23 protein-coding genes and 2 pseudogenes are annotated in these 24,102 nt (G+C 58.3%); 22 read left to right on the top strand and 3 right to left on the bottom strand.

The genetic code is table 11. The annotated features are described in order from the left end of the window. The first annotated feature begins 1 nt into the window (after position 1). From CPY51_RS15220 to virB11, 6 genes are read left to right on the top strand one after another with little or no spacing between them, the layout of a single operon-like run. On the top strand, positions 2-937 hold the full coding sequence (locus CPY51_RS15220; protein WP_111161082.1) for a TrbL/VirB6 family protein: 936 nt from the start codon (positions 2-4) through the stop codon (positions 935-937). A 35-nt stretch (positions 938-972) separates the two neighbouring features. Then, positions 973-1,239 carry a hypothetical protein gene (locus tag CPY51_RS15215; RefSeq protein WP_111161081.1) on the top strand — a complete coding sequence of 89 codons (267 nt, stop codon included), beginning with the start codon at positions 973-975 and terminating at the stop codon, positions 1,237-1,239. 3 nt (positions 1,240-1,242) lie between these two features. Then, positions 1,243-1,914 carry a VirB8 family type IV secretion system protein gene (locus tag CPY51_RS15210; RefSeq protein ID WP_111161080.1) on the top strand — a complete coding sequence of 224 codons (672 nt, stop codon included), beginning with the start codon at positions 1,243-1,245 and terminating at the stop codon, positions 1,912-1,914. Continuing rightward, complete coding sequence (virB9, locus tag CPY51_RS15205) at positions 1,914-2,765, top strand: P-type conjugative transfer protein VirB9 (protein WP_111161405.1); 852 nt, start codon at positions 1,914-1,916, stop codon at positions 2,763-2,765. Before CPY51_RS15210 ends, virB9 begins: the two co-directional genes overlap by 1 nt. 14 nt (positions 2,766-2,779) lie before the next feature. Further along, the gene (gene virB10, locus CPY51_RS15200) at positions 2,780-3,952 is read left to right on the top strand and encodes a type IV secretion system protein VirB10 (protein ID WP_111161079.1); all 1,173 of its coding nucleotides are present in this window, start codon (positions 2,780-2,782) and stop codon (positions 3,950-3,952) included. Between the two features lie 8 nt (positions 3,953-3,960). Beyond that, positions 3,961-4,950, top strand: coding sequence for a P-type DNA transfer ATPase VirB11 (gene virB11 / locus CPY51_RS15195; RefSeq protein WP_111161078.1), 990 nt, complete (start codon positions 3,961-3,963; stop codon positions 4,948-4,950). A gap of 628 nt (positions 4,951-5,578) precedes the next feature. Here the strand turns inward: virB11 and ltrA are convergent. Both ltrA and CPY51_RS15185 read right to left on the bottom strand, forming a co-directional pair. Continuing rightward, complete coding sequence (ltrA, locus tag CPY51_RS15190) at positions 5,579-6,973, bottom strand: group II intron reverse transcriptase/maturase (RefSeq protein WP_111161077.1); 1,395 nt, start codon at positions 6,971-6,973, stop codon at positions 5,579-5,581. A gap of 10 nt (positions 6,974-6,983) precedes the next feature. Then, the gene (locus CPY51_RS15185; RefSeq protein WP_111161404.1) at positions 6,984-7,373 is read right to left on the bottom strand and encodes a nuclear transport factor 2 family protein; all 390 of its coding nucleotides are present in this window, start codon (positions 7,371-7,373) and stop codon (positions 6,984-6,986) included. 116 nt (positions 7,374-7,489) lie between these two features. On the opposite strand from CPY51_RS15185, the pseudogene CPY51_RS15180 reads away from it, so the two are divergent. From CPY51_RS15180 to CPY51_RS15135, 10 genes and pseudogenes are all read left to right on the top strand, one after another. Then, positions 7,490-7,579, top strand: a pseudogene (locus CPY51_RS15180) (recombinase family protein); the annotation flags it as partial. A 1-nt stretch (position 7,580) separates the two neighbouring features. Then, positions 7,581-7,982 carry a DUF6118 family protein gene (locus CPY51_RS15175; protein WP_111161076.1) on the top strand — a complete coding sequence of 134 codons (402 nt, stop codon included), beginning with the start codon at positions 7,581-7,583 and terminating at the stop codon, positions 7,980-7,982. Positions 7,983-8,230: 248 nt separating this feature from the next. Next, a pseudogene (locus tag CPY51_RS15170) lies at positions 8,231-8,452 on the top strand (class I tRNA ligase family protein); the annotation flags it as partial. Positions 8,453-8,463: 11 nt separating this feature from the next. After that, positions 8,464-9,288, top strand: coding sequence for a MurR/RpiR family transcriptional regulator (locus CPY51_RS15165; protein ID WP_111161075.1), 825 nt, complete (start codon positions 8,464-8,466; stop codon positions 9,286-9,288). 93 nt (positions 9,289-9,381) lie between these two features. Beyond that, on the top strand, positions 9,382-10,572 hold the full coding sequence (locus CPY51_RS15160) for an ABC transporter ATP-binding protein (RefSeq protein WP_111161074.1): 1,191 nt from the start codon (positions 9,382-9,384) through the stop codon (positions 10,570-10,572). After that, the gene (locus CPY51_RS15155; protein ID WP_111161073.1) at positions 10,569-11,471 is read left to right on the top strand and encodes a carbohydrate ABC transporter permease; all 903 of its coding nucleotides are present in this window, start codon (positions 10,569-10,571) and stop codon (positions 11,469-11,471) included. The genes CPY51_RS15160 and CPY51_RS15155 overlap by 4 nt, the downstream gene beginning before the upstream one ends. Beyond that, the gene (locus CPY51_RS15150) at positions 11,468-12,316 is read left to right on the top strand and encodes a carbohydrate ABC transporter permease (RefSeq protein ID WP_206607256.1); all 849 of its coding nucleotides are present in this window, start codon (positions 11,468-11,470) and stop codon (positions 12,314-12,316) included. Before CPY51_RS15155 ends, CPY51_RS15150 begins: the two co-directional genes overlap by 4 nt. Before the next feature lie 65 nt (positions 12,317-12,381). Then, a complete protein-coding gene (locus tag CPY51_RS15145) occupies positions 12,382-13,668 on the top strand; it encodes an ABC transporter substrate-binding protein (RefSeq protein WP_111161072.1) in 1,287 nt (428 codons plus the stop codon). 85 nt (positions 13,669-13,753) lie between these two features. Then, positions 13,754-14,647: an endonuclease/exonuclease/phosphatase family protein gene (locus CPY51_RS15140; protein ID WP_195909532.1), complete on the top strand. Its 894-nt coding sequence runs from the start codon at positions 13,754-13,756 to the stop codon at positions 14,645-14,647. After that, positions 14,644-15,342 carry an HAD family hydrolase gene (locus tag CPY51_RS15135; protein ID WP_111161070.1) on the top strand — a complete coding sequence of 233 codons (699 nt, stop codon included), beginning with the start codon at positions 14,644-14,646 and terminating at the stop codon, positions 15,340-15,342. Before CPY51_RS15140 ends, CPY51_RS15135 begins: the two co-directional genes overlap by 4 nt. Positions 15,343-15,727: 385 nt before the next feature. On the opposite strand, the gene CPY51_RS15130 is transcribed toward CPY51_RS15135, so the two are convergent. Next, complete coding sequence (locus tag CPY51_RS15130) at positions 15,728-16,306, bottom strand: nucleotidyltransferase family protein (protein ID WP_111161069.1); 579 nt, start codon at positions 16,304-16,306, stop codon at positions 15,728-15,730. A 63-nt stretch (positions 16,307-16,369) separates the two neighbouring features. Here CPY51_RS15130 and CPY51_RS15125 point away from each other — a divergent pair, with 63 nt between their 5' ends. The 6 genes from CPY51_RS15125 (at position 16,370) to CPY51_RS15095 (ending at position 24,071) form a co-directional block, all read left to right on the top strand. Continuing rightward, positions 16,370-17,815, top strand: coding sequence for an IS1182 family transposase (locus CPY51_RS15125; protein ID WP_111161068.1), 1,446 nt, complete (start codon positions 16,370-16,372; stop codon positions 17,813-17,815). A gap of 394 nt (positions 17,816-18,209) precedes the next feature. Then, entirely contained in the window at positions 18,210-19,208 is a 999-nt protein-coding gene (locus CPY51_RS15115) for an ABC transporter substrate-binding protein (protein ID WP_111161066.1), read from the top strand. A 246-nt stretch (positions 19,209-19,454) separates the two neighbouring features. Then, positions 19,455-20,366: an ABC transporter permease gene (locus CPY51_RS15110; protein WP_111161065.1), complete on the top strand. Its 912-nt coding sequence runs from the start codon at positions 19,455-19,457 to the stop codon at positions 20,364-20,366. Further along, positions 20,359-21,411 carry a quaternary amine ABC transporter ATP-binding protein gene (locus CPY51_RS15105; RefSeq protein WP_111161064.1) on the top strand — a complete coding sequence of 351 codons (1,053 nt, stop codon included), beginning with the start codon at positions 20,359-20,361 and terminating at the stop codon, positions 21,409-21,411. Before CPY51_RS15110 ends, CPY51_RS15105 begins: the two co-directional genes overlap by 8 nt. A 135-nt stretch (positions 21,412-21,546) precedes the next feature. After that, entirely contained in the window at positions 21,547-22,560 is a 1,014-nt protein-coding gene (gene bmt, locus CPY51_RS15100) for a betaine--homocysteine S-methyltransferase (protein ID WP_111161063.1), read from the top strand. Positions 22,561-22,697: 137 nt separating this feature from the next. Further along, positions 22,698-24,071 (top strand): class I SAM-dependent methyltransferase, encoded by a 1,374-nt coding sequence (locus CPY51_RS15095; RefSeq protein WP_195909531.1) that lies wholly within the window; start codon positions 22,698-22,700, stop codon positions 24,069-24,071. Positions 24,072-24,102 lie beyond the last annotated feature (31 nt).

Genomic DNA, 24,102 nt, shown 5'->3' with positions numbered 1-24,102 from the left:
GATGTACCAGGTGTTCGAGTTCATCGACGGGCAGTTCAAGCGGCCGCTGGAGATGTTTGTCTCCGATGGAACCTCGAACATAGCGGAATGGGTCACCGGTCCGCTGACAGCGGCCGTCACTCTCTACGTGGTTCTCTATGGCTATCTGGTCCTGCGAGGCTCCGTGCAGGAGCCCATCCTCGACTTCGCCTTCCGCGCGATAAAGCTCGCGATCATCGTCATGTTGGTCAAGAACGCCGGCGAATATCAAACCTATGTAACGAACATCTTCTTCGATGTGTTGCCGCGTGAAATCGCGCAGGCCCTGAATTCGGGTGCGGCGCCGAGCGCCAGCACGTTCGACAGCCTGCTCGACAAAGGTCAGGCTTCTGCGACCGATATCTGGTCACGTGCCTCCTGGCCGGTCGATATTGTCACCGGCGTCGGTGGCATGATGGTGATCGGCGTCAGCTTCCTCGTCGCGGGAATCGGCTACGTCGTCTCCCTCTATGCGCGGTTGGCGCTGGCAATCGTGTTGGCGATTGGTCCGATTTTTATTGCGCTCGCCATGTTCCAGTCGACGCGGCGTTTTACCGAGTCCTGGATCGGGCAGCTTGCGAACTTCGTCATTCTGCAAGTTCTCGTCGTCGCCGTCGGTTCGCTCCTGATTTCTTGCATCGACTCGACCTTCACCGCGATCGACGGCTACACCGACGTTCTCATGCGACCGATCGCGCTCTGCGCCATCGGGATTGCTGCTCTCTATGTTTTCTACCAGCTTCCCAGCATCGCCTCAGCTTTGGCCTCTGGCGGTGCGTCGCTGGCTTATGGCTATGGCGCCGCACGAGATGCGCATGAAGGCATGCTGGCTCGGGGAACATCGTACACTGGCCGGATGATCGGTCGCGGTGCTCGCTTTGCGGGCCGGGCGTTCGGATCAAGAAATGCCGGTGCATGACATGCAATTTAGAACAATAAGAAAAGGCCTGCTGAATGATTAAGCCTGCCCTGTTGCTTGTCCTTGCAGCCACGCTTAGCGGCTGCGCGTCACTGACCTACCCTTTACCGAAATGCGACGGCTATTCACGCCGGCCTCTGAACCGCTCGATGTGGGAATGGGAGGGCGACCGTAAGCTGAAACACCAGCAATCCGACGCGAGTTCCTCCACGTCCGTGACACCCTTTGTCGAAGAGATCAGCGAGCCCGTAGCTTTTGCGCATCTGGACATCGACGGTTCCTATCGCCGCTGTGAGGGATGAGACATGGTGACGACAGATAATCTCAAGAGTTATTTCGACAAGGCGCGCCGTTTCGACCAGGACCGAATGATCCAGATCGAGCGTTCGAACCGGATCGCCTGGTCGATCGCCATCGCCTCAGGCATTGTCGCCGGCGCCGCCGTCTTCGCGGTCGCGGGTCTTACTCCCCTCAAGACGGTCGAGCCCTTTGTGGTGCGCGTCGACAATTCGACGGGCATCGTGGATGTCGTGTCGGCGTTGACGTCGACGGCCGGCACCTACGACGAGGCCGTGACGAAATATTTCGCTGCCAAATATGTCCGCGCCCGCGAGGGTTACGTCTGGAGCGAAGCACAAGAAAACTTCCGCACTATCGCCCTTTTGTCGACGCAAGCAGAACAGACACGGTTCGCGGGAGTGTACCGCGGTAGCAACCCAGAATCGCCTCAGAATATCTACGGCCGCGCCGCCACAGTGAGGATCGATATCGCTTCGATTTCTCTGATCAATCAGAATGTCGTCTCGGTGCGCTATATGCGCACCATTACGCGCGGCGAAGAAGTGCGGACGACCCACTGGGTAGCGAGCCTCACCTATTCCTACGCTAACGCTCCGATGTCGTCGACGGACCGGCTTGTGAACCCGCTCGGTTTTGTCGTCAGCGAATATCGTGCAGATCCGGAGGAGGTGAAATGATGCGCACCACACCAATCGTCGCGCTCGTCCTTTCAATTTCCATGTCGCCTGCGCTTGCGCTGGAGATTCCACGAGGCGCCTCGCAAGACAGTCGTGTCCGCTTTGTGAACTACCAACCCTACAACATCACGAGGGTCGTCGGCACGTTGCGGTCATCCGTACAGGTCGAGTTCGCGGCGGACGAAGAAATCGCCCATGTGGCGCTCGGCAATAGCGTCGCCTGGGAAGTCGCGCCGGCAGGCAATATCTTGTTTTTGAAACCGCGCGAGAACCAGCCGGTGACGAACATATCCGTGGTGACGACGCGGCGGGATGGGTCGACCCGTAGCTACCAGATGGAATTGACGGTTCGAGACGGTTCTGTGGAAGCCGGGCAGAACACCTATTTTTACGTGAAGTTCAGGTATCCAGGAGATGAAGCCGAGCTTCGTCGCCAGCAGGCCGCATCAAGGGCTCTCGCCGCCCAGGCGAAGGACGCCGACAACGTCCTGGCACTCCACGAAGCGTACGGTCCTCGAAATTGGCGCTATTCGGCTCAGGGCTCCCAGGCACTGGAGCCGCAAAGCGTCTACGACAATGGAAAGATCACGACTTTCGCCTTCGTTGGCAACCAGGAAATGCCCGCGATCTATATGGAGAACTCCGACGGATCCGAAAGCCTTGTTCCGAAGTCGGTCGACGGAAATCTGGTGATGGTGCACGCAATCAGCCGCAAGTTCATCCTGCGTCGAGGCAAGGATGTGCTTTGCGTTTTCAACGAGGCTTACGACCGCGTCGGCATCAACCCCGACACGAATACGACGTCTCCCTCGGTGGAGCGCGTCGTGAAAAGCGACACCACCGGGCAGTAGGGAAGGGAACGGTCATGGCTCAAGAAGATGAAGCTCGCATTCCCGGAGAGCGCGCGGAAACCATCGCCGGTCGCCGTATCGACAACAATCCCCTTTTGAAACGCGGCGCAGTGGCCGTCGCCATCGTTGCGTTCGTCGGCTTTGCCCTTTGGTCGACGACGGGCAAGAAGGGGAAAGATGAGAATGTTCAGCCCGAACGCGTCGTTATTCGTCAGGCAAATCCCTTCGAAGCCGCCAAGGAAAAAGCGGAGCCGACGCAGGTGGTCCCGGAGGTGAAGTTGCCGACGCCCGTCGTTGAACCGGCCGAGGAAGAGACTGACAAACTCCTCGATTCCGCCCGCCGCGCGCCCGTGATGGCCTTCAGCGGCGGGCAGAAAAATGCGAAAGAGCGACGAGAGGCTGATAATCCCGACACTTCAAACAACGGGAATTTCGTGCCGCTCGACAACACTATGATGGCCCAGAACCAACAGAACAGCGATGAACAGCGCTTCGATGGTCTGCTGCGGCCCACCCGGCTTGAGGGCTCACGCGCCGGTACACTTGGAAATCGCGACTTCATCGTCGCGATGGGGACTTCTATTCCCTGCGTGCTCGAAACGGCGTTGGCGTCCGACCAGCCAGGCTTTACCAGTTGCGTGATCAATCGCGATGTCCTTTCGGACAACGGTCGGGTCGTGTTGATGGAAAAGGGCACGCAGGTCGTCGGCGAATATCGCGGCGGGCTTCAGCGCGGACAAAAACGGCTCTTCGTTCTCTGGAATAGAGCTAAAACGCCGAAGGGCGTTATCGTCACGCTCGCCTCCCCCGCGACCGACGCGCTCGGTCGCGCCGGCGTCGACGGTTATATCGACACCCACTGGTGGGAGCGCTTCGGCAGCGCCCTTCTTCTTTCTATTGTCGGTGACGCGACCAGCTATGCCAGCAGCCGCTTGCAGGAGAGCGATGTCGATGCGCAGAACACCACGAGTGCCGGTCAACAGGCAGCCGCCATTGCGGTCGAACAATCCGTCAACATCCCACCAACGCTGAACAAGCACCAAGGCGAACTGGTTTCGATCTTTGTCGCTCGCGATCTCGACTTTTCTGGAATCTATCGTCTTCGGGTGACGGAACCAAGGAACCGCATTTTCGATCGCGCGGTGCTGGGGGATTTTTCGCCGCGGTCGACGCTCGTAACGAAGTAGGATAGGAAATGTCTGAGGGGCAGGATGCGACAGTTGTTAGCGAGCTATTGAAGCCGTTTTCGACATACCTCCAGGACCCGTCCCTCTATGAAGTGATTGTGAATCGGCCCGGGCAGGTGCTGACGGAAGGTCCTGGCGGTTGGCGGACCCATGACACGCCGGAACTGACCTTTGAAAAGCTCATGCGCCTCGCCCGGGCCGTGGCCAGCTTCTCCCATCAGTCCATTGATGAAACGCGCCCGATCCTGTCGGCAACACTGCCGGGGGACGAACGGGTCCAGATCGTCATCCCCCCTGCGACCACCAGGCACACGGTCAGCGTCACCATCCGAAAACCATCCTCGGTCACATTCACACTCGACGACTTGGAACAGAGAGAGTTTTTTTCCGAGACGCGAGCAACCAGCGATGGCGCCTCGACGCAGGACCAGGGTTTGCTGGCGCTATACCGTGCCGGCCACTTCAAGGAGTTTCTGCGGCAAGCCGTCATTTCACGGAAGAATATCATCATCTCAGGCGCAACGGGGTCGGCCAAGACAACGCTTTCGAAGGCGCTGGTCAAACACATTCCGGACCACGAGCGGATCATTTCGATCGAGGACACCCCCGAACTAGTTATTCCGCAGCCTAACCACGTGCGCCTATTCTATTCGAAAGGCGCGCAGGGCTTGTCCACTGCAGGTCCGAAAGAACTGCTGGAGTCTTGTCTCAGGATGCGGCCGGACCGCATTTTGCTGCAAGAGTTACGTGACGGCACGGCATTCTACTACGTCCGCAACGTAAACTCCGGCCACCCCGGATCGATAACCACGGTACATGCCGATTCGGCCAAGCTCGCCTTCCAACAGTTGACACTCCTTGTGAAAGAATCCGAAGGGGGACGCAATTTAGATCGTGAAGACATTGATCAATTGCTGCGGGCCTCGATCGACGTCATTGTTCAATGCAAGCGAATGGATGGTCGATTTCGAGCAACCGAAATTTACCTTCGAGCCTGATGAAACCTGCAATTCCATCGGCGTTAGCAGCTTCCGCCCACTTCCAGAAGACAACCTTGGCTAGACGATCCTGCGGGGTGACGGCGATGGGGTTTTGGTCTGCACCTCGCCTGAAGCTTTGAACGAAAACTTGCGCTGGAAATCATTGGCCACATTCAACTACCATTGCGCCGAACGAACCACCTGCATTCAGGTTGGGGCCTGCGGTTCGAATCTACTCAAGGCGACCAATGATTTTTATGATCCCAGCTTTGGTATGCGCCGCTGGACCAATCGCAGGAATTTGTGAGCCCTCGCCACCAACGATCCTTGCGATCCCGAAAAGCCCCACCCATCGGGCTTTTTCACTACAGCCCGGCCCATCTGTCCTCAAAGACGGCCGTTTCGGCCAGGAAGTCAGGCTTCTTCTTGAATTCGCCACTGGCAGCCCGTCGAGGCGATGTAATATCGCAGACGGGTGATTTCGGCCCAGGACATCGTGAGCTCCATCGAATCTCTGCTGGCAGAAGAAGGCGCGCAAATGGAACCGAAACCGGGTTTTTCATTGACTTGAAACAACCCGTTGCGACGCCCATTACTGAGCGCCCCCCGCACAGATCCGTACGTGCGGAATTCCCGCATACGGCTCCTACCTCAGGTGTTTGACGGCGAAGCGATCGCCGGGCCTAGGATGACGGATGAGCGGTTTTGGGAGCCAGTCATCAGCCAGCTTCTTCATCCGCACCCATGTCATCGTATCCTTTTGGCTGCGTCGTCGAAGCGACCGTCTCCAAAGATCAGTGACATAGTGCCGGAATACCCTCAGCGCCACGCCATTGTCCGGCACGGCGTGATAGGCGAAGAATCCGGTAACGACCTGCCGCAACCATTTCCCTTGCTCAGGGATCGGCTGATGCAGTCGCCGTCGCAACTCCCCCTTTATCTCTTGCAGCCTTGCCTGCATGCGATCCCGTCTGGTTCGGCGCTTGACGACGAATTTACCCCGGCGGGATTTGCTGCAGATGAAGGTGAAGCCGAGGAAGTTAAAGGTTGCAGGCTTTCCGAGCCCGACCAAAGCGCGCTGAGCCGCTGCGAAGCGGCCAAACTCGATTAGGCGGGTCTTTTCCGGATGCAACGACAGCGCAAACTCTTGCAGTCGCTCGCGCATCTCTTCCCGGAAGCGGCGGGCATCGTTCTCATACTGGAACCCGACCACAATGTCGTCGGCGTACCGTATGATGATCATGTCGCCCTTGGCCTTCTGCCGTCTCCAGCGGGCAGCCCACAGGTCAAACACGTAGTGCAGGTAGATGTTGGCCAGGAGCGGCGAGCCACCGAGCCCTGTCCTGTCCTGTCCTGTCCCCTTCTCACTAAGCGTTACCACCCCATCTTCCAGAATTCCCGCTTTCAGCCATTTCTGGATCAGGCGGATGATGCGCTGGTCGCCAATCCGATGGTTCAAGAAGCGGATCAGCCAATCTTGGTCGACCGCATCGAAGAACGCTTGGATATCGGCGTCCAGTATGTAGTTCACCTTCCGGTCGTTCAGGCCAACCATCAGAGCATCCAGCGCATCGTGCTGGCCGCGCTCCGGTCGGAACCCGTACGAGAAACCGAGGAAATCCTCCTCGTAAATCCCGTTGAGCACCGTGATCGTCGCCCTTTGGACAATCTTGTCCTCGATGGCGGCAATCGCAAGCGGACGTTGCCGTCCGTCTGGCTTGGGTATGAACCGTCGCCGAGACGGCTGGGCCCGGTATGTGCCCCGACTGACCCGTTCGTGCAGATCCACGATATTATTATCAAGGTCTGCCTCGTAGTCCTGCCACTTCACTCCATCCGCACCAGGGGCCGCCCCGCGCCTTAAGGCGAAGAACGACATCCGGAGCAGTGCCGGGGTGATGTGGTGATACAGGGAGGTGAACCGCTCCTTCGGCAGTGGCTCAGGCAGCCGCCCGCCATCGCTGGTCGAACCGAACATCTCGATGATGTCTGCATGAGGCGGCACGGAGCTGAAGGTTTTTCCTAGTATGATGGTCGCCATGGTTCGTCTTTTAACGCTGAGGGACGACCGTTCCTTGGTGGAAAAACATTTGCCAACGACCGTCGATAAGCTTCCAGATCGAACTCCGAAGGGTCTGCTTTTCAGGTGCCACTCCATCCGAGCGGCGTACACTTCGATATAAAACCAAGACGGCCTCAGTCGTGAACGGCTTGACAGTAAAATCATAAACTTCTGGCAGGGCGGAAGGATCGGAGGGCGCTTCTAGAGCCAAAGCATCTGTTGTTATGGCCTTGTCGTATATGCCTCCGGAGCTACCAAACTCCATGAAATCGTTCGCTAACAGCGCACTCACAGCATCCCGTGAAGCGCGAATTTCCGGACGATGCAGTTCCTGTTCGAGGTGGCGGGAAAATTCGACGTTGAGACCTTCAGCTATCATGACATGACTCTTGTTTCGGTTTTGGGCCTGATATTTGCTTTGTCGCAAAATACATATTTCCGCGACTGATTGCACGATGTAGATTCCGGCCATAGCCACAGCTAACGGATCACCGCCTGCTCATCGGATATGCCCGCGTCTCGACCGACGACCTGACCCTAGACCAGCAGCAAGCGGCGCTGAAGGCGGCCGGCTGCAAGCGCATCTATGAGGAAAATCGAAGCTCGAGGCCAAAGCCTCGAGCGCGTATCGGCCGAGCTTGGCGATCACGCCAGGAGCGCCCGCTTACGTCGAAAACAAGATTGGTTTGTTTGGGGCGCGGCAGGTATCGGCCTGGTCGCCGGCGTGCTGTTGGCACTGTTCCTGCCGCGTGTGCTCCCTGGATCGGTCGATATGGCCGTTGCCTCCACGGGCATGAATGCCGACCGCTGGAACGCCGGAATCTCCCTGATGCAGTCGGGAAGCCCGCAGAGTTGGCGCAATCTGGTCGATGCCAGTAACCTCGTTCGCGCCAATCAGGAGGTGCTGACCGCTTGCGCCGAGACGGCCGCCAAGGCGAAGCAGGGGCAGCCTTGCAAGATCACTGTTTCAGCGCCGGCACAGCAATAGGGGCCGCAGAAATAGACCGGCCTTGTGATTGCAATGGGTTTCGGGCGGGATGGAATCAACTAGATCAGTGAGGCTGGACGCGAGAGAGCGTAAATGGAACCGGACCCATGCTATTCATTGCGCCCGCGATGCAAGTGCCCACGATCGGGAAGGTCTCTGTACTCTTTCTAGAGTAAAAGGCTTTTTCATTGACTTGAACCAAGCCATTCTGTTTACACACCCCTTTTTGAAAGAAAATTGGTCAGCTAATGCTAGAAAAGACTTATGATTCTGCAACAGTAGAACTGAAGATCGCAAAAGCGTGGGACGAGGCAGACGCCTTCCGCGCCGGTGCCAATGCAACGCCGGGTGCTGAAACCTTCACGATCGTCATCCCGCCGCCGAACGTAACCGGTTCGCTGCACATGGGCCACGCGCTCAACAACACGTTGCAGGACATCTTGGTCCGCTTCGAGCGCATGCGCGCAGAACTGTTGTGACGATGGAGAAATCTGAGAAAATTAGCCTGATCGATCGGACGTCACGCCTCGTGGAACGCGGTTCCCCCGCGATGGCGCGTGCGGCTTTTTTCATAGCGCAGAATGCTGAACTGGTGGTGAGCTCGTCTATCGCCGAAATCAGTCGTGCCTGCGGCACCGGTGAATCAACCGTGATCCGCCTCTGTCAGACTCTTGGATTTGACGGGTTCAGCGCCTTCAAACTTGCTCTGGCGCGCGAGATTGAGCGCGAGCGGGTTCTCCAAGCCACTCGTGACAGGTCCATCGAGGCGAGCGCAAGCGGACCACTGAGACGTGACCCCCGGCTTTATATTATTGTCGAAGAGTTGAGCGCATCTATCCAGCGGTCTGCCCGCCAAATGAAACTCAAACAAGTCTTAGAACTAGCAACGAGGCTTTGCCGCGCGCGCCGGGTCGTGGCCTATGGCGTCAGCGTCTCAGGAATTTGCGCCGAGCTTTTTGCCACTCGCCTCGCATATCAGGGAATCATCGTCAATGTGCCTCGTTCCGGCGACCTCGCGCTCGCGAGCGCAAGCTCCTTCACGAATGATGATGTAGCGATTGGAATATCTTACAACGGACTTAGCGAAGAGACCGTCGCATTTCTGGAGCGTGCTCGTGACCGCGGCAGCTACACCTTCGCCTTAACAACGCAACCCGCGAGCCCGCTAGCCAAGATGGCACAGGTCGTATTGGAGCTTTCAATCTTCGGCGCCTGGCCGAAGGACGGTTCTGCTCGCCTGCTGCCTTCAGTAATTCTTCTGACGGAATATGTCGCGACTCTTATCGAGCACCAGAAAAAGGCTTAGGCGGAGCAAAGCTCCTGGTGGAGCTTTGCTCCAAATGTCACAGGACTGAAACAAAAAATCCTGAATATCCGCTTCAAACGAAAGGTTAAGCGGATGCCAGGGCTCTCAATCACACTCCAAGACGTCACGAAATCCTTCGGCAGCGAAGCTGTGCTGAAGGATATCAACCTCTCCATCAAAGAAGGGGAGCTCGTATCGCTGCTCGGCCCCTCCGGCTGTGGTAAGTCTACTCTGCTGCGGATCATTGCCGGTCTGGAGCGAGCGGAGGCGGGCTCGATCAGACTGGGTGAACAGGTGGTGGATGCCGTACCCGCCGGCGCTCGTGATCTGGCGATGGTCTTTCAATCATATGCGCTCTATCCGCACATGTGCGTGGCCGACAACATTGCGCTGTCGCTTGAAATGACCGAACTGTCTGCGCTCCAACGTCTGCCGCTGCTGGGACGCCTCCTGCCGGGGTCGCGTGCAATTCGCCAAGAGATTTCCAATCGAGTGCGTCAAGCGGCGGACCTGACTGAGATCGCACATCTGTTGCGGCGGCGGCCAGCGCACCTGTCCGGCGGTCAGCGTCAGCGCGTTGCCCTCGCGCGGGCTATGGCGAGAGAGCCGGGAATCTTCCTCATGGACGAGCCGCTATCGAATCTGGATGCGAAGCTTCGTATCTCGATGCGCTCCGAGATCGTCGACCTCAACAAACGGATCGGTGCGACCTTCTTGTTCGTCACGCACGATCAATCAGATGCCTTGGCCATGTCGGATCGGATCGCGCTCATGATGGGAGGGCGGATCCGTCAGATCGGAACGCCGCAAGAAATCTACGATTCTCCAAGTCACCTCGACGTTGCCTCTTTCATTGGGCAGCCGGTGATCAACCTGTTCCCGGTCAACGTTGACTCGGCCGGACGAGTTAGGCTCGTCAACGGAACACAACCTTTCGGCGGCTGCTCGTTGCCTAACGGCAGCGCGAAGGTTGGAGTTCGGCCTGAGGCTTTCGACATCGTAGCTTCCGAGCCATTGGGCCCTCGCTTCGCCCTCACTGCGCGTTTGGACCGGGTTGAGCGTATGGGTGCAGAAGTGCTTATTCGCTGCCGTACCATGGCCCTTGGAGCGTCGGCGACCTGCCGGCTCTCTGTTGATCAATTCGACGAGGTGAGCGCTACGGGCATTCTCTCCGGAGCGTTCCACCTCGTGGCACAAAAGCGAGGTGTTCATCTCTTCGATGAGGAAGGGAATGCTGCGGCGTTCCATCCTCTGCTGCGGACGGAAATGGAAGTGGCAAAATGACTACTCTCGCTGTCGGGGAACGTCCTTCGCTTCGCGATTCTGTCGCGTTTGATGCCGTTATCTGCATATCGCCAGCCATCTTGCTGCTTGTTGCGATGACCTTGCTTCCATTGGCGGCCGTCGTCGTGCTCTCGGTTACCGATTACCAACTGGGCGGCACGGATATCCACTTTATCGGCATCGAAAACTTCATGCGAATTGGCGAGAGCGATGATGCCGGCCGAGCCATCCTGAATACATTGCGCTTCACGGCGCTCGTGGTACCCGCCTCCGTGGCGATCGGATTAGTGCTCGCACTTTTGGTAAGCGCACGCGGCCGACTGCGACGGGCATATGAATTGCTGCTTTTCCTACCGTTAACGGCAACGATGACAGTCATGGCGATTGTGTGGAGCCTGCTGCTGCACGGCCAGATCGGTCCGATCAATGTAGCGCTCAAGGCGATGGGGCTGGCGCCTATCGAATTCCTGTCAAACGTTGAGCTCGTTCTTCCAAGTCTTGCTTTGATCGCGGTTTGGCAACAGTCGAGCTTCTGCTTCGTCGTGTTTCTCGCTGGGCTATCCGCAATTCCAACCGAAGTCTACGAAGCTGCCGCTCTTGATCGTGTGGGGAGTGGCTGGGAGCGGTTTCGAAGGATCACTTGGCCTCTCCTTGCACCTACAACCGTCGTGGTTCTGCTGCTGACCACGATCAAGGCATTCCAGGTTTTCGACCTTGTCGCCGTACTGACACAGGGCGGTCCACAGGGGGCGACCGACGTGCTGCTATATGAAACTTATCTGCAGGCCTTTTCCTACTTTCGCATCGGTTACGGCAGTGCGTTGATCATGTTGTTCATCGCGTTCGTCGGGATCGTCTCGACCCTGCAAATGTGGTTTGCCCGGAGGAGACAGCCATGACTTCATTTACTAGCCGGCCGTTCCGCTCCCTCATCGCATCGAGCTTGTCAAATGGGGTGATCTGGCTTGGGATCAGCTTCGCCTGCGTCCCGTTCGCGTGGATGATCCTCAGTTCCATACGTGACCCGGCTGAGATCTTCGACGTTTCGCGGATGTTTCTGCCGCGCAGTCTTGCCATCAAGGAGAACTACGGACGCGTGCTTGCAGAGACGCCCGTCCTCTCTTTTATGCTGAATGGCATTATCGTGTGCACTCTCATACTAGCTGCGCAAGTCGCCACGGCGCTTCCTTGTGCTTACGCTATCGCCAAACTCCGCTTCCACGGGAAAAGGCCTCTGTTAGCGTTGGTGGTGCTCGCGCTCCTGGTCCCGTTTCAGGCGCTCGCGTTGCCGATCTTCTTAGGGCTCGCCTGGATACAGGCACTGGACACCTATTTCGCGCTGGTCGCCCCTTTTCTCGTCTCCCCCTTGGCGATCCTGCTTTTCAGCCAGTTTCTGCGCGCCTTCCCGGACGAGGTTATTGAGGCCGCACGTCTTGACCGCTGTTCGCACACGACGATCCTGCTTCGCATCATCCTGCCTGCATCGATGCCCGTAATTGCAGCCTTCAGTGTATTCTCGGTAACCTATCACTGGAACGACCTTTATTGGCCACTGATTGCGATCTCCTCGGCGGATCTTGCGCCGCCAACGCTCGGCATCCTGTTCTTCCGTGATGCCGACGGTGGTGACTCCTACGGCTCTCTCATGGCTGCCGCGACGCTGATCACCCTTCCTCTTGCGCTTGTCTTTCTCATCGCCCAGCGCCGCTTTGTCGAGGGCATCACGATGGGTGCAATCAAGTAATCCATTACCCGGCACCGATCCCACGGCGGCCGAGCCAACCGCGCCCATGGGCGCTTTCCACGGAGATGAAGTCTATGTTCAATCGTACAATCAGATGGCTCGGCCTGGCCACGGGCCTGGCGGTGTTGTCGATCGCGCCTGCGCAGGCGGAAACCACACTCGAGGTCCTCCACGCCTGGCCCGGGGACCACGGCAACTACCAGCCGCTCGCTGATGCATTCATGAAAGCTCATCCGGACGTCAGGGTCGAGTTCCGGGTTTCCCCGCCTAATTACAACGAAGCGAACCTTGTCGTCACCCGGAATGCCATGACCGGCAACCTGCCGGACGTCTACTTCTCGGGTTTTTCGGTACTGCGCCCTCTCGTGACGACATTGAAGGCTCGTGGGCAGGCAGTTCCTCTAACGCCGTTTATCGGCGCCGAAAGTAAAGAATGGCTGGAGCAGAATTACTCGCCCGCCATTCTCTCTTTAGGCCAAGTCGATGGCGTTCAATACGGCATTCCTTTCAATGCCTCAACGCCGATCGTTTACTACAACGCGGACCTTGTGACGAAGGCTGGAGCCGACCCCGACCACTTCCCGTCCGATTGGGAAGGTGTGATTGCGTTGGCGCGCAAAATCAATGCGCTTGGCGGAGACGTCCGCGGAATGAACTATTCCGTCGGATCCCTCGAGAGTGATTGGCTCTGGCAGGCAGCGATTCTCGAGCGCGGCGGCGCCATCCTTACCAAAGATGAGAAGGCGGTCGGATACGACAACATTCTTGGTCTCGAAACGTTGCGGTTCCTGCGCCACATCGCGGAGGCGACTGACATGGATGTCGCGACGGCGCAAAACTCCTACAAGGAACTGTTCTTTGCTGGGAAGCTCGGCTTCTACATAACCTCGCCTTCTTCCGTTCGCTCCTTCATGCAGACGATCGGCGACCGCTTCGCGATGCGAACTGCGCCTTATCCACTTATTGACAGGGTGAGCGGTCGCCTTCCTTCGGGTGGAAATGCGGCGGTGATCCTCGCAAAGGATCCTGAGAAGCAAAAACTTGCTTGGGAGTTCGTGAAGTTCGTCACAGGACCGGGGGCACAAGCCCAGATCGCGGAAGCCACGGGTTACATGCCCACGAACAAGAAAGCCTCTGACCTCTTGGGGCCGTTCTATTCCTCAAATCCAAATTACGCCACCGCGGCTACACAAACAGGAATTGCTGGGTCCTGGTATGCGTATCCCGGTTCCACCGGTGTTGAGATCTGGCGCGCCCAGCGCGATGTGATTGACCTTGTTCAACGTGGAAAACTGTCGCCAGAAGACGGTTTGAAGCGCATTGCTACAAAGACGGCCGATCTCCTGAAGTAAGTGAAGGCCCGATTGCCGGGAGGGGAATCGGGCCAAAACCCTTCGTATCTCTGCCACTATCCAAACAGGAAACGAGCCAACAACCGTGCAGATAATACTTGCAAGCTACAACATTCAGTACGGGGTCGGGAAGGACGAACGGCATGATCTTGCCAGAATCGTCTCTGATCTTGGTGATGCGGACATCATCGCGTTGCAAGAGGTGGAAATCGGAAATCCGCTAAGGGATTTCGTCGATCAGTCGGCTGAAATCGCTGGTCTGCTGGGCCGCGAATTTTGGGCCTACGGGCCTGGTATTGACGTTCACCTCAATGGAAGTGTAACCGGCGGCCGGCCCGGCCTGCGCCATAAGTTTGGTAACATGGTTTTGTCGCGTTGGCCCATCCAGAGTGTTACCAACCACACGCTTCCGAAGATTGGCCTGCACGGAACGCTTCATCTCCAGCGTACGCTGTTGGAGACCGTGATCGCCACGCCTGTCTCGCCCCTGCGCTTCTGCTGCACGCACCTCGATCATGTTTCCCCTTTGAACCGCATGCCGCAAGCCGAGGCGCTGCGGGCGATTATGCTCGACGCCGCGCGCCGCGGCGCGCCGTGGGGCGGTGCAGAGCCAGACGATGCCGGTTTCCCTGGACCATTGCCGCCGTGGCCTCGCGGCGGCGTCATCATGGGCGATATGAACTTTGAGCCGGGCGCGCCTGAATATGAACACCTGCTAGGTGATGCGTCGCCGATGCTGCGTAAGAGGGTCATGCCGGCCGACGGCCTGTTCGATGCCTGGGTTATGACCGAGCACTGCGAAGCAGAAGGCTGGACTTTCAAGCGGCCAGAGAAACAGCCCATGCGGCTCGACCATTGCTTTGTCACAGAAGACTACGTTCCGTCGTTGATTTCGATGAGGATCGACCAAGAGGCAGCCGGGTCGGACCACCAACCCATTTTTGTCACGCTCGATCTCGGGATGAAAGCAAGTCGATGATTGGTACTTCATTAAGCCATACAATTACTGCCGTGCCGCCGAAGCTGATCATATTCGATTTTGACGGAACATTGGTTGAGACAGAGGCACTTGTTGCGCAGATCATCTCTAGCAAACTCGCTGAACTCGGTCGGACCGTCTCACCGGCCGATATCGCAGCCACGCTCGCCGGTGTTCCGCGCGCTCAAGAAGTGACCCTGCTGGAAACACTCGCCACCGTTTCGCTGCCCGAGCGCTTCATGGAGGAGGTAGACGTTGAATGGCGCGAGGCAATCCTGGCCGGCGTCGCCCCCACGGCTGGAACTGTCGATGCTTTGACAACCCTGCGTATTCCGTTCTGCGTCGCTTCGAACGCAACACGAAAAGATCTTATCCTGCGCATGCGCTCTGCAAAGATCTTCAATCTGATAGGGCCGAGGTTTTTTTCTTCTCACGACCTTGGTCTACATAAGCCAGATCCCGCAGTCTTCCTTCTTGCTGCGGAGGCAATGGGTGTCCAGCCGTCAGAGTGCCTGGTGATTGAGGATAGCGTCACTGGTCTCGAAGCCGCCCGCCGCGCGAAAATGCGCAGCTGCGCCTTCATAGGCGCCGCACATCAATCCGAACGTATGCACTCCGCTCTGCAGAGCTGCGAACCGGACGGCTTCCTATGGCGGATCTCCGATCTTGCGCAGATATTACATGAAGCGGTTTGACGCGCATCGGCAATAGTATCGCCTGGTCCTTCCTGAAAAAAGGGCCGGGCAACGGCACCTCTCGATTTAATACCGCCAACTCCTGGATACATCGCGCCAGATTTTCCGAGATATTATTATAACCTTTGAAACTGCCGACAGCCACCTCTTGTGGGAATTGTACTTGCCTGTGCCGGCTATGCCTGTTTCGCAATGAGCATGCGTTGGCCAAATGGCTCGTTGCCGATTACCGGCACCGGCACCTACGACCATCACGATGCTGAAGGTTCATCAAACTGAATGGTCTTCGCCTTAGAAACTGGGGCGCTCGCAACAACAGGTATTTGGCTCTCGCCTCCCCGTCGCAAAATTCCTACAGACCGTCCAAAAACTCTGCTTGCCGCAATTATTGATCCCAGCCGACGATCGTGAGCTCGGGCCACAATTTGATCCAGCGATCGATCTTCTTTTCGTATATTTCGCGTGTGATCTGCTTTTTGTTTGGGCGGACGACAGCACCAAGCAAGTCGGAAAGTCCATATGGAGTGCACAGCTCCAGGTTCGCGTGGCCAGGGCGTAGCCCCACGGCTGCCGCAGTTGTCGGAAAAGTGGTTATGGCCTCGGCTGTCGAGGTATACGGATTAATTGGATACCCGAACTTAGCCTCGTACCAAGAGTGTACTCTGGCCTGGTTTTTCACATCTATCCAGACTGGCAATCCAGAGAGTGCTGCTCGGATGCGAGCCGAGTGTTCGGCTTCCGAGTCCTCGGAAAGATCATCGGGATCGAAATAAACAATATCGATGTCTTGGATGCCATAAGCGGGCGGGAAACCAAAAACGTGGTTCCAAACCGTTTGGGCGATAGCACCAGCCACAAGCCAGGAATCAGGCAGGGCAATCTCATCCCAGTTGCCAAGGACCGAAGAAAGCAGGGGGCTCTTGGAGACGATCGCTTGTAATTCCGAATGTATTTCGTCGCTCACATAAATTTTCCTTTAAACGGCTTGGCTGATTCCAAATAGCACTCTCTTGCGCTAGATTCTGCCATGGCACACCTTTCAGGAACAGATCGCACGCAATTGCTGCTTCTGCCGGAAGCGGTTGATGATTACGTCGGCCCGGACAACCCGGTCCGCTTCATCGAGGCTTTCGTGGATGGCCTCGATCTTGCTGCCGCAGGCTTCGTGCGCGTGGCCGCGAAAGAGACCGGCCGTCCAGGTTACGATCCAGCCGATTTACTGAAGCTCTACGTGTATGGCTACGTCAACCGGGTGCGATCCAGCCGGCGGCTGGAGGCGGAGGCCCATCGCAATATCGAGGTAATCTGGCTACTGCGGCACTTGAAGCCTGACTTCCGCACCATCGCCGATTTCCGCCGTGTGAACCGATCGGCCTTCAAGCAGGTGTTCCGTGAGTTTGTCATCCTGTGCCGGCAGCTCGATCTGTTCGGACGGGAACTGCTGGCGGTCGATGGCACGCGCATCAAGGCGGTGAACAACAAAGATCGCAACTTCACACGGGGAGCGTTGACCAAGTTCATCAACGAGGCCGATGAGAAACTGGCTGACTACATGAAGCGGCTCGATGAGGGCGATGCGCAAGAGGAGAAAGCCAGAAGCAATGGCGGCGATTGCGGCCGCGGCGATGACAAACTCGCGGAAAAGATTGCGGCGATCAAAGGCAAGCGGGATCGCCACAAGGCGCTGCTGGACGAGTTGGATCGCACCGGCGAGGACCAGATCTCGCTGACCGATCCGGATGCTCGCGCCATGGCGCGCATGACCAAGGTCGGCGTCGGCTACAACATCCAGCTTGCCGTTGATGTGAAGCACAAGCTGATCGCCGAGCAGGAGGTCTGCAATCAGGTCCTCGACATGGGGCTTCTTGCGCCGACGGTCGAGGCGGCGATGGACACGCTCGGTGTCGACAGGATCGAGGCGGTGGCAGACCGGGGCTACTTCAAGATCGAGGATATCGAGGCTTGCGAGAAGGCCGGCATTACCGCCTATGTTCCCAAGCCGATCCGCGGTCCGGCCGTGGCCGAGGGCTTCTTCTCCAAGGAGCAATTCCGCTACAACGCTGAGGCGGATGTCTACATCTGCCCCGCAGACCAGGTGCTCTCACCCCGTCACTTTGGCAAGTCGCGCGACAATGTGAAGATCGACTATGTCAACCGCGACGCCTGCAAGGCATGCCACCTGCGTGAACGCTGCACCAGAAGCTTCCGTCGCGTCTCCCGCCTTGAGAACGAGGCGGTGCTCGACCGTATGGCGGTGCGTCTTGCCGCCCGGCCCGACATTCTGGACCAACGGCGCGAAAGCGTCGAACATCCGTTCGGCACCATAAAACAATGGATGTATCAGGGCGCGTTCCTGATGCGCAGGTTGGAAAACGTGCGCGGGGAGTTCAGCCTGACGGCGCTGGCCTACAACATCAAAAGAGCCATTACCCTTGTCGGCGTTCCCGGCCTGATCGCCGCCGTCAGGCCATGACAGCCCTCTCTGTGCGGACCTTCCGATCCCAATACGGTGTCAAAGTGCTCAGCAGTGCCTTATCGAGCTCGTTGGGCATCGAAATCCGGAAAATCTCGTCGCCCACCGAGTTTCGGCATTGAAAAGTGCATGCCATCATTCCTTCAAAGAGTTTTTGGACGGTCTGGTTGATTTCTGCGTCTGAATCCTTACGCTCTTCTTTTAGGTACAAGAAAAGTGTGGCTGCCACAGGGTTTGCGGGCGAATAACAAGCACAAGTACCAGAGACAGGGGGCCGTTCAGACGTCGTCAGTGGCGCTTGAGCGGTTGATGCCAAGACCACGCTGACCAGGCCGGCGGCATACGTCGCGACGGCCTGAATGTTGATCTGCAAAACACTGGGAGAAATTACATTATGAAGAAGCTTATCGCTTCCGCCATCTTCGCCGCAGGTGTCTATGCTTTGGCTGGCTCGACGCAGGCTGCGGAGTGCGGCGACGTATCGATCGCCGAAATGAACTGGGCCTCTGCCGGCGTTGCCGCACAGGTCGACAAGATCATTCTCGAAAACGGCTACGGCTGCAAGGTTTCGCTGGTCACCGGCGACACGCAGCCGACCTTCGCCTCCATGAACGAAAAGGGTCAGCCCGATCTCGCTCCGGAACTCTGGGTAAACGCCGTTCGCACTGCGCTCGACAAGGCAACCGCGGAAGGCCGCCTGATCGAGGCAGCACCGCTGCTCAGCGACGGTGGTGTCGAAGGCTGGTGGATTCCTAAATTCATCGCCGATGCGCATCCCGACATCAAGACCGTCCAGGACGCTCTGAAGCACCCGGACCTGTTCCCTGCACCGGAAGACAAGTCCAAGGGCGCAGTCTACAACTGCCCGTCGGGCTGGAACTGCCAGATTTCGACCGCCAACCTCTACAAGGCCCTTGGCGCCGAAAAGCTGGGCTTCACGCTCGTCGATACCGGTTCGGCTGCCGGACTTGACGGCTCCATCGCCAACGCCTTCGAAAAGAAGAGCGGCTGGCTCGGCTACTACTGGGCTCCGACCGCAATCCTCGGCAAATACGAGATGGTGCGCCTGAGCTTCGGCGTACCACATGACAAGAAGGACTGGGACGCCTGCACATCGCAGCAGGATTGCGCCAATCCGAAGGTCAACTCCTACCCGGTATCGGACGTCTTTACCGTCGTTACCAAGGCCTTTGCCGACAAGGCCGGCGTCGCAATGGACTACGTCAAGACCCGCAAGTGGGACAACGCCACCGTCGGCAAGGTTCTCGCCTGGATGACTGACAACCAGGGCACCAACGAAGATGGCGCCAAGTACTTCCTGAAGACCTACCCCGACATGTGGACCAAATGGGTCTCACCTGATGTCGCCGCCAAGGTCAAGGCATCGATCTGATCGCCTGAACACCGAGAAGGCGGCGGACCAACCGGCCCGCCGCCGTTCCTGCATCCCGCGAGAGCCACAGACGTCCCGCGCCGACAACTGGCCCGGATTGAAGTCGCAAAAAGCAAAAGGTTCCGCGGTCGAGTGATGTAGATGAACTGTGCACGCTGCCAACCGGTGACGGCGATGCGAACGACCGCCCTATCGTGACGGCCACACGGATGGGCTGGGCCAATACCGGATAAAAAGGGGAACGTGATGGCTCTGCAATGTAGTTACCTGCCGGATGTTATGTGCAACTTCCCGGCAATCAGCGATACGATCATTCGCGAAGCCCGCAAGAACATAGACGATGGCTTTCGCAGCATCGTCCGGGCCTACGGCGCCGTCATCGACGCCGTGGTGCAGCCGCTCCAATGGTTCTTGAACGACCTCGAATGGCTCTTCACCAACACGCCGTGGATCATCGTCCTCATCGTCATGATGGCCATCGTCTATTTCGCCAGCCGCAACATCAAGATCGTCATCGGAACCGCGATCTCGATGATCCTGATCGGCGTCTTCGGTCTCTGGAACGACACGATGATCACGCTGGCCATGGTCACGGTCTGCACCCTGATCGCCATCGTCATCGGCCTGCCGCTCGGCATCCTGATGGCCCGCTCGGACCGGCTGCAATCGATCATCAACCCGACCCTCGACGTCATGCAGACGATGCCGAGCTTCGTCTATCTGATCCCCGTTGTCGTCATCTTCGGCATCGGCAAGGTGCCCGGCCTGATCGCGGTGGTGATCTACGCCGTGCCACCGATGATCCGCCTGACCAATCTCGGCATCCGGCTCGTCGACAAGGAAGTGCTCGAAGCCGCAGACGCCTTCGGCTCCTCGCATAGCCAGAAGCTATTCAACGTCCAGATCCCGCTGGCGCTGCCGACGATCATGGCCGGCATCAACCAGACGATCATGATGTCGCTGGCAATGGTTGTCGTCGCTTCGATGGTCGGGGTCGGTGGCCTCGGCAAGAACACGCTCCAGGCGATCAACAACCAGTTCTTCACAGTGGGCTTCCTCAACGGCTTTGCGCTGGTCGCAATCGCCATCATTTTCGATCGTACGAGCCAGGCCTACGGCAAGCGGCTTCAGAAGCACTCGGAGGTCGTGCATGGCTAGTCACGCAATTCAGATCAAGAATCTCTACAAGATCTTCGGGCCGCGCGGCCGCGACTATGTCGAACAGGTCAGGAACGGCCTGAGCAAGACCGACCTGAACGTCAAGCACGGCCACGTCCTTGGCCTTCAGAACATCAACATCGATATGCCCGCCGGCGCGATCACCGTCGTGATGGGACTTTCCGGCTCCGGCAAATCGACCCTGATCCGCCACGTCAACCGGCTGATCGATCCGACGGCGGGCGAAGTGCTCTATGACGGCGTCGACGTCTGCAAGATGAGCGAGAGCGAGCTTCGCGCATTCCGCCGCCACAGGACGGCGATGGTGTTCCAGAAGTTCGCCCTGCTGCCCCATCGCACGGTCATCGAAAATACCATTTACGGCCTGCAGATTCAGGGCGTATCCCGCGAAGAGAGCGAGAAGAAGGGCCGCCACTGGATCGCGCGCGTCGGGCTCGACGGCTTCGAGAACCACTATCCGAACCAGCTCTCCGGCGGCATGCAGCAGCGCGTCGGCCTGGCGCGAGCCTTGACGAACGATGCCGATATCCTCCTGATGGACGAGGCCTATTCGGCGCTCGATCCGCTGATCCGCGTCGACATGCAAAGCGTGCTGCTCGACCTGCAGAAGGAGTTGAAGAAGACGGTCGTCTTCATCACGCACGATCTCGACGAGGCGCTGCGGCTCGGCGACCAGATCGCCATCCTGCGCGACGGCAAGGTCGTCCAGCAGGGAACCGGCCAGGACATCGTGCTTCACCCCGCCGACGATTACATCAGCGCCTTCGTCAAGGAGGTCAACCGCGGCCGCGTCATCAAGGCGCAGACGGTCATGAAGCCCATCGCCGGCGAACAGTCGTCGATGCGCATCCCCGGCGAAATGACGCTCGAAATCGCCGCCAAGCAGATGACCGAGGCGGGCCTTTCAAACGCAGTCGTCGTCGACCAGTCAGGCAAGCCGATCGGCTCGCTCGACCTGCACAGCATCATCACGGCCATGGTGACACCAACAAGCCATCTCACGGCATCGATGGTTGCGGCCTGATAGTCACGGATGGAAATTCAAAGCGCCCCTTCCTGGGGCGCTTTCTCTATGTCGCAATGAGGATGGTCTCCTCCATTGAAGTCATATAAAGATATCTTTATATTCAGATCTCAAATCATCTTCCGAGGACATATCATGACCGCTGTCGCCAATCCGCTAGCCGATCTTCTTGCCGAAAAAGGCGTCCTTCTGGCCGACGGCGCTACGGGCACCAACCTCTTCGCGATGGGCCTCGAGGCCGGCGAAGCGCCGGAACTCTGGAACGAGACCTACCCGGAGCGCATCACCAAGCTGCATCAGGATTTCGTCGATGCCGGCGCCGATATCATCCTCACCAACACCTTTGGTGGCACGCGGCACCGTATGAAGCTGCACCATGCGCAGGATCGTGTCCATTCGCTCAACAAGACCGCCGCAGAGATCGCCCGCGCCGTCGCCGACAAGGCCGGCCGCAAGGTGATCGTTGCCGGCTCGGTCGGCCCGACCGGCGAATTGCTGATCCCTCTCGGCGCGATGACCTACGAGGAGGCCGTCGCTTCCTTTGCCGAACAGATGGAGGGGCTGAAGGCGGGCGGCGCCGATGTGGCCTGGATCGAGACCATGTCGTCTCCGGACGAAATCCGTGCCGCGGCCGAAGCCGCGATCAAGACGGGCCTGCCCTACACCTATACCGGCTCCTTCGACACCGCCGGCAAGACGATGATGGGCCTGCATCCGAGGGACATTCATGGCGTCTCCAGCGACGTTGGCGAAGGCCCGATTGCTGTCGGCGCCAATTGCGGCGTCGGCGCCTCCGACATTCTATCCAGCCTGCTCGACATGACCGGCGCCGATCCGTCAGCGACGGTAATCGTCAAGGGCAATTGCGGCATCCCCGAATATCGCGGCGCGGAAATCCACTATTCCGGCACACCGCCGCTGATGGCGGATTACGCAAGGCTCGCCCGCGATGCAGGCGCCAGGATCATCGGCGGCTGCTGCGGCACCTCCTGCGATCACCTGGCCGCAATGCGCCAGGCGCTCGACGAACACACTCCCGGCCCTCGCCCGACGCTCGAGATGATCGTCGAGAAGATCGGCCCGTTGCGCAACAAGACCGCAGACGAAAGCGGCGCGCAGCCGGCACGGGAACGCCGCCGTCGCGGTTGATGCTCATTTCGGCGAACTCGTGGTTCCGTTGATCGAAAACAGGTTGGAGCAAGCTTATCGAGGTTAAGCTTGCTCAAAAGCTGTGCCCCGAATTGATCGGGTCATTCTGTCATCGATTACGGAAACGGAGAGCTTCCTTGAGCAACGGCGACAACCCGGTCCTGAGCCACTCCGAGGACATCAACGAGCACTTGCTGCGGCAGGTGAGGCCTGAAGACAGGGTGGTTCTGGACGTCGGCTGCGGACACGGGAGTTTTGGTCAGGCGCTCAAGCGCCAACGCTACGACCGCATCGTTCTCGGCATTGAAAGCAATCCGCAGGCCGCAGCCGTGGCTCGAGGCGTTCTGGATGCCGTGTTTGAACTGGACATCGAAGGCGATGTGCCTCAGATCGCGCCGGCCAGCCTGGATTGCATCATCTTCGACGCCATTCTGCAGCAGATCCAGCAACCGGTCGAAATTCTCCGCCGAATGAAGAGCCTGCTGCGTCCCGGCGGTCGCGTGATCTGCTCGATGCCGAACGTCCAGCATTTCAACGCGCTGGCGTCGATCGTGGCGGGCGACTTCCAGTACCAGCTACAGGGGCCGCTCGAGCCGAACCAGAAGCGCTTCTTCGGCGCCGCCAATATCCAGAAGCTGTTCCTCGACGCCGGTTTTCTTCCCGGCTTCACCGACGCTATCCGCACGCAGATGCCGGAAGATCTTGCGATGGCCTTCATGCCGCTGATCGAACAACTGGGCCTCAATCCGAGCGCTTTCATCGACAAGACGACGATCTCGCAATACATCTGCGCCGCGTCGCCTGCCCCGGACGCTGCTGCCACGACAGGCGGAATTACCTTCATCGTCGCGGCCACCAACGCACGCCAGCTCGAAAGCAATCTCCTGTCTTCGCCAATCCTGCAAAATGCACGGCACGAGATCGTTCCTGTGGTCGGCACCTCAAGTGCGGCTGAAGCCCTCCACACCGGGTTGAGCCAGTCCGCTCGCAAGAATAATCTGGTCGTCATGGTCCATGAGGACGTCTACCTTCCAACCGGCTGGGACGACAGGCTGATCTCCGGCATCGCCGAAGCCGAGCGAAAATTCGGACCAGTGGGCGTTGCCGGCGTCTTCGGTGTTACCCGGTCGCAATCCGGCTCGTTCGAGCGCGTTGGAACGATCGTCGACCGCAACACGCTGCTGGTCACGGGACATCAGCTGCCGATATCTGCTATCAGCCTCGATGAAGTGGTTCTCGCCTTCCCGGTCCAGAACGGATCGATCGTCGGTATCGATGATAGCCTCGGCTTCCATATGTACGGCTCGGAATCGTGCCTTGCCGCTTGGGAAGCTGATCAGGTTGCCGTCGTCGTCGACGCTCCGTGCTTCCATAATTCGGAAGCAGGCGGGGAGCTCGGCGAGGACTTCCAGCAATCGGCATTCGCCTTCGCCGCAAAGCGCCTCGATGCGTTTCCCTACGCCACGACATGCGTCGAATTTTCCGGCGACGGACAGGCAAGGTCCTGGTAGGGGCTGTCGTAGCTCGAAGTGGCTTTCAGAT

Origin of the sequence: Arminella tubonensis (assembly GCF_003240585.1) — a bacterium.
In the GTDB taxonomy this organism is placed as follows: domain Bacteria; phylum Pseudomonadota; class Alphaproteobacteria; order Rhizobiales; family Rhizobiaceae; genus Rhizobium; species Rhizobium tubonense.
This window is presented reverse-complemented; position numbering and strand designations above follow the sequence as displayed.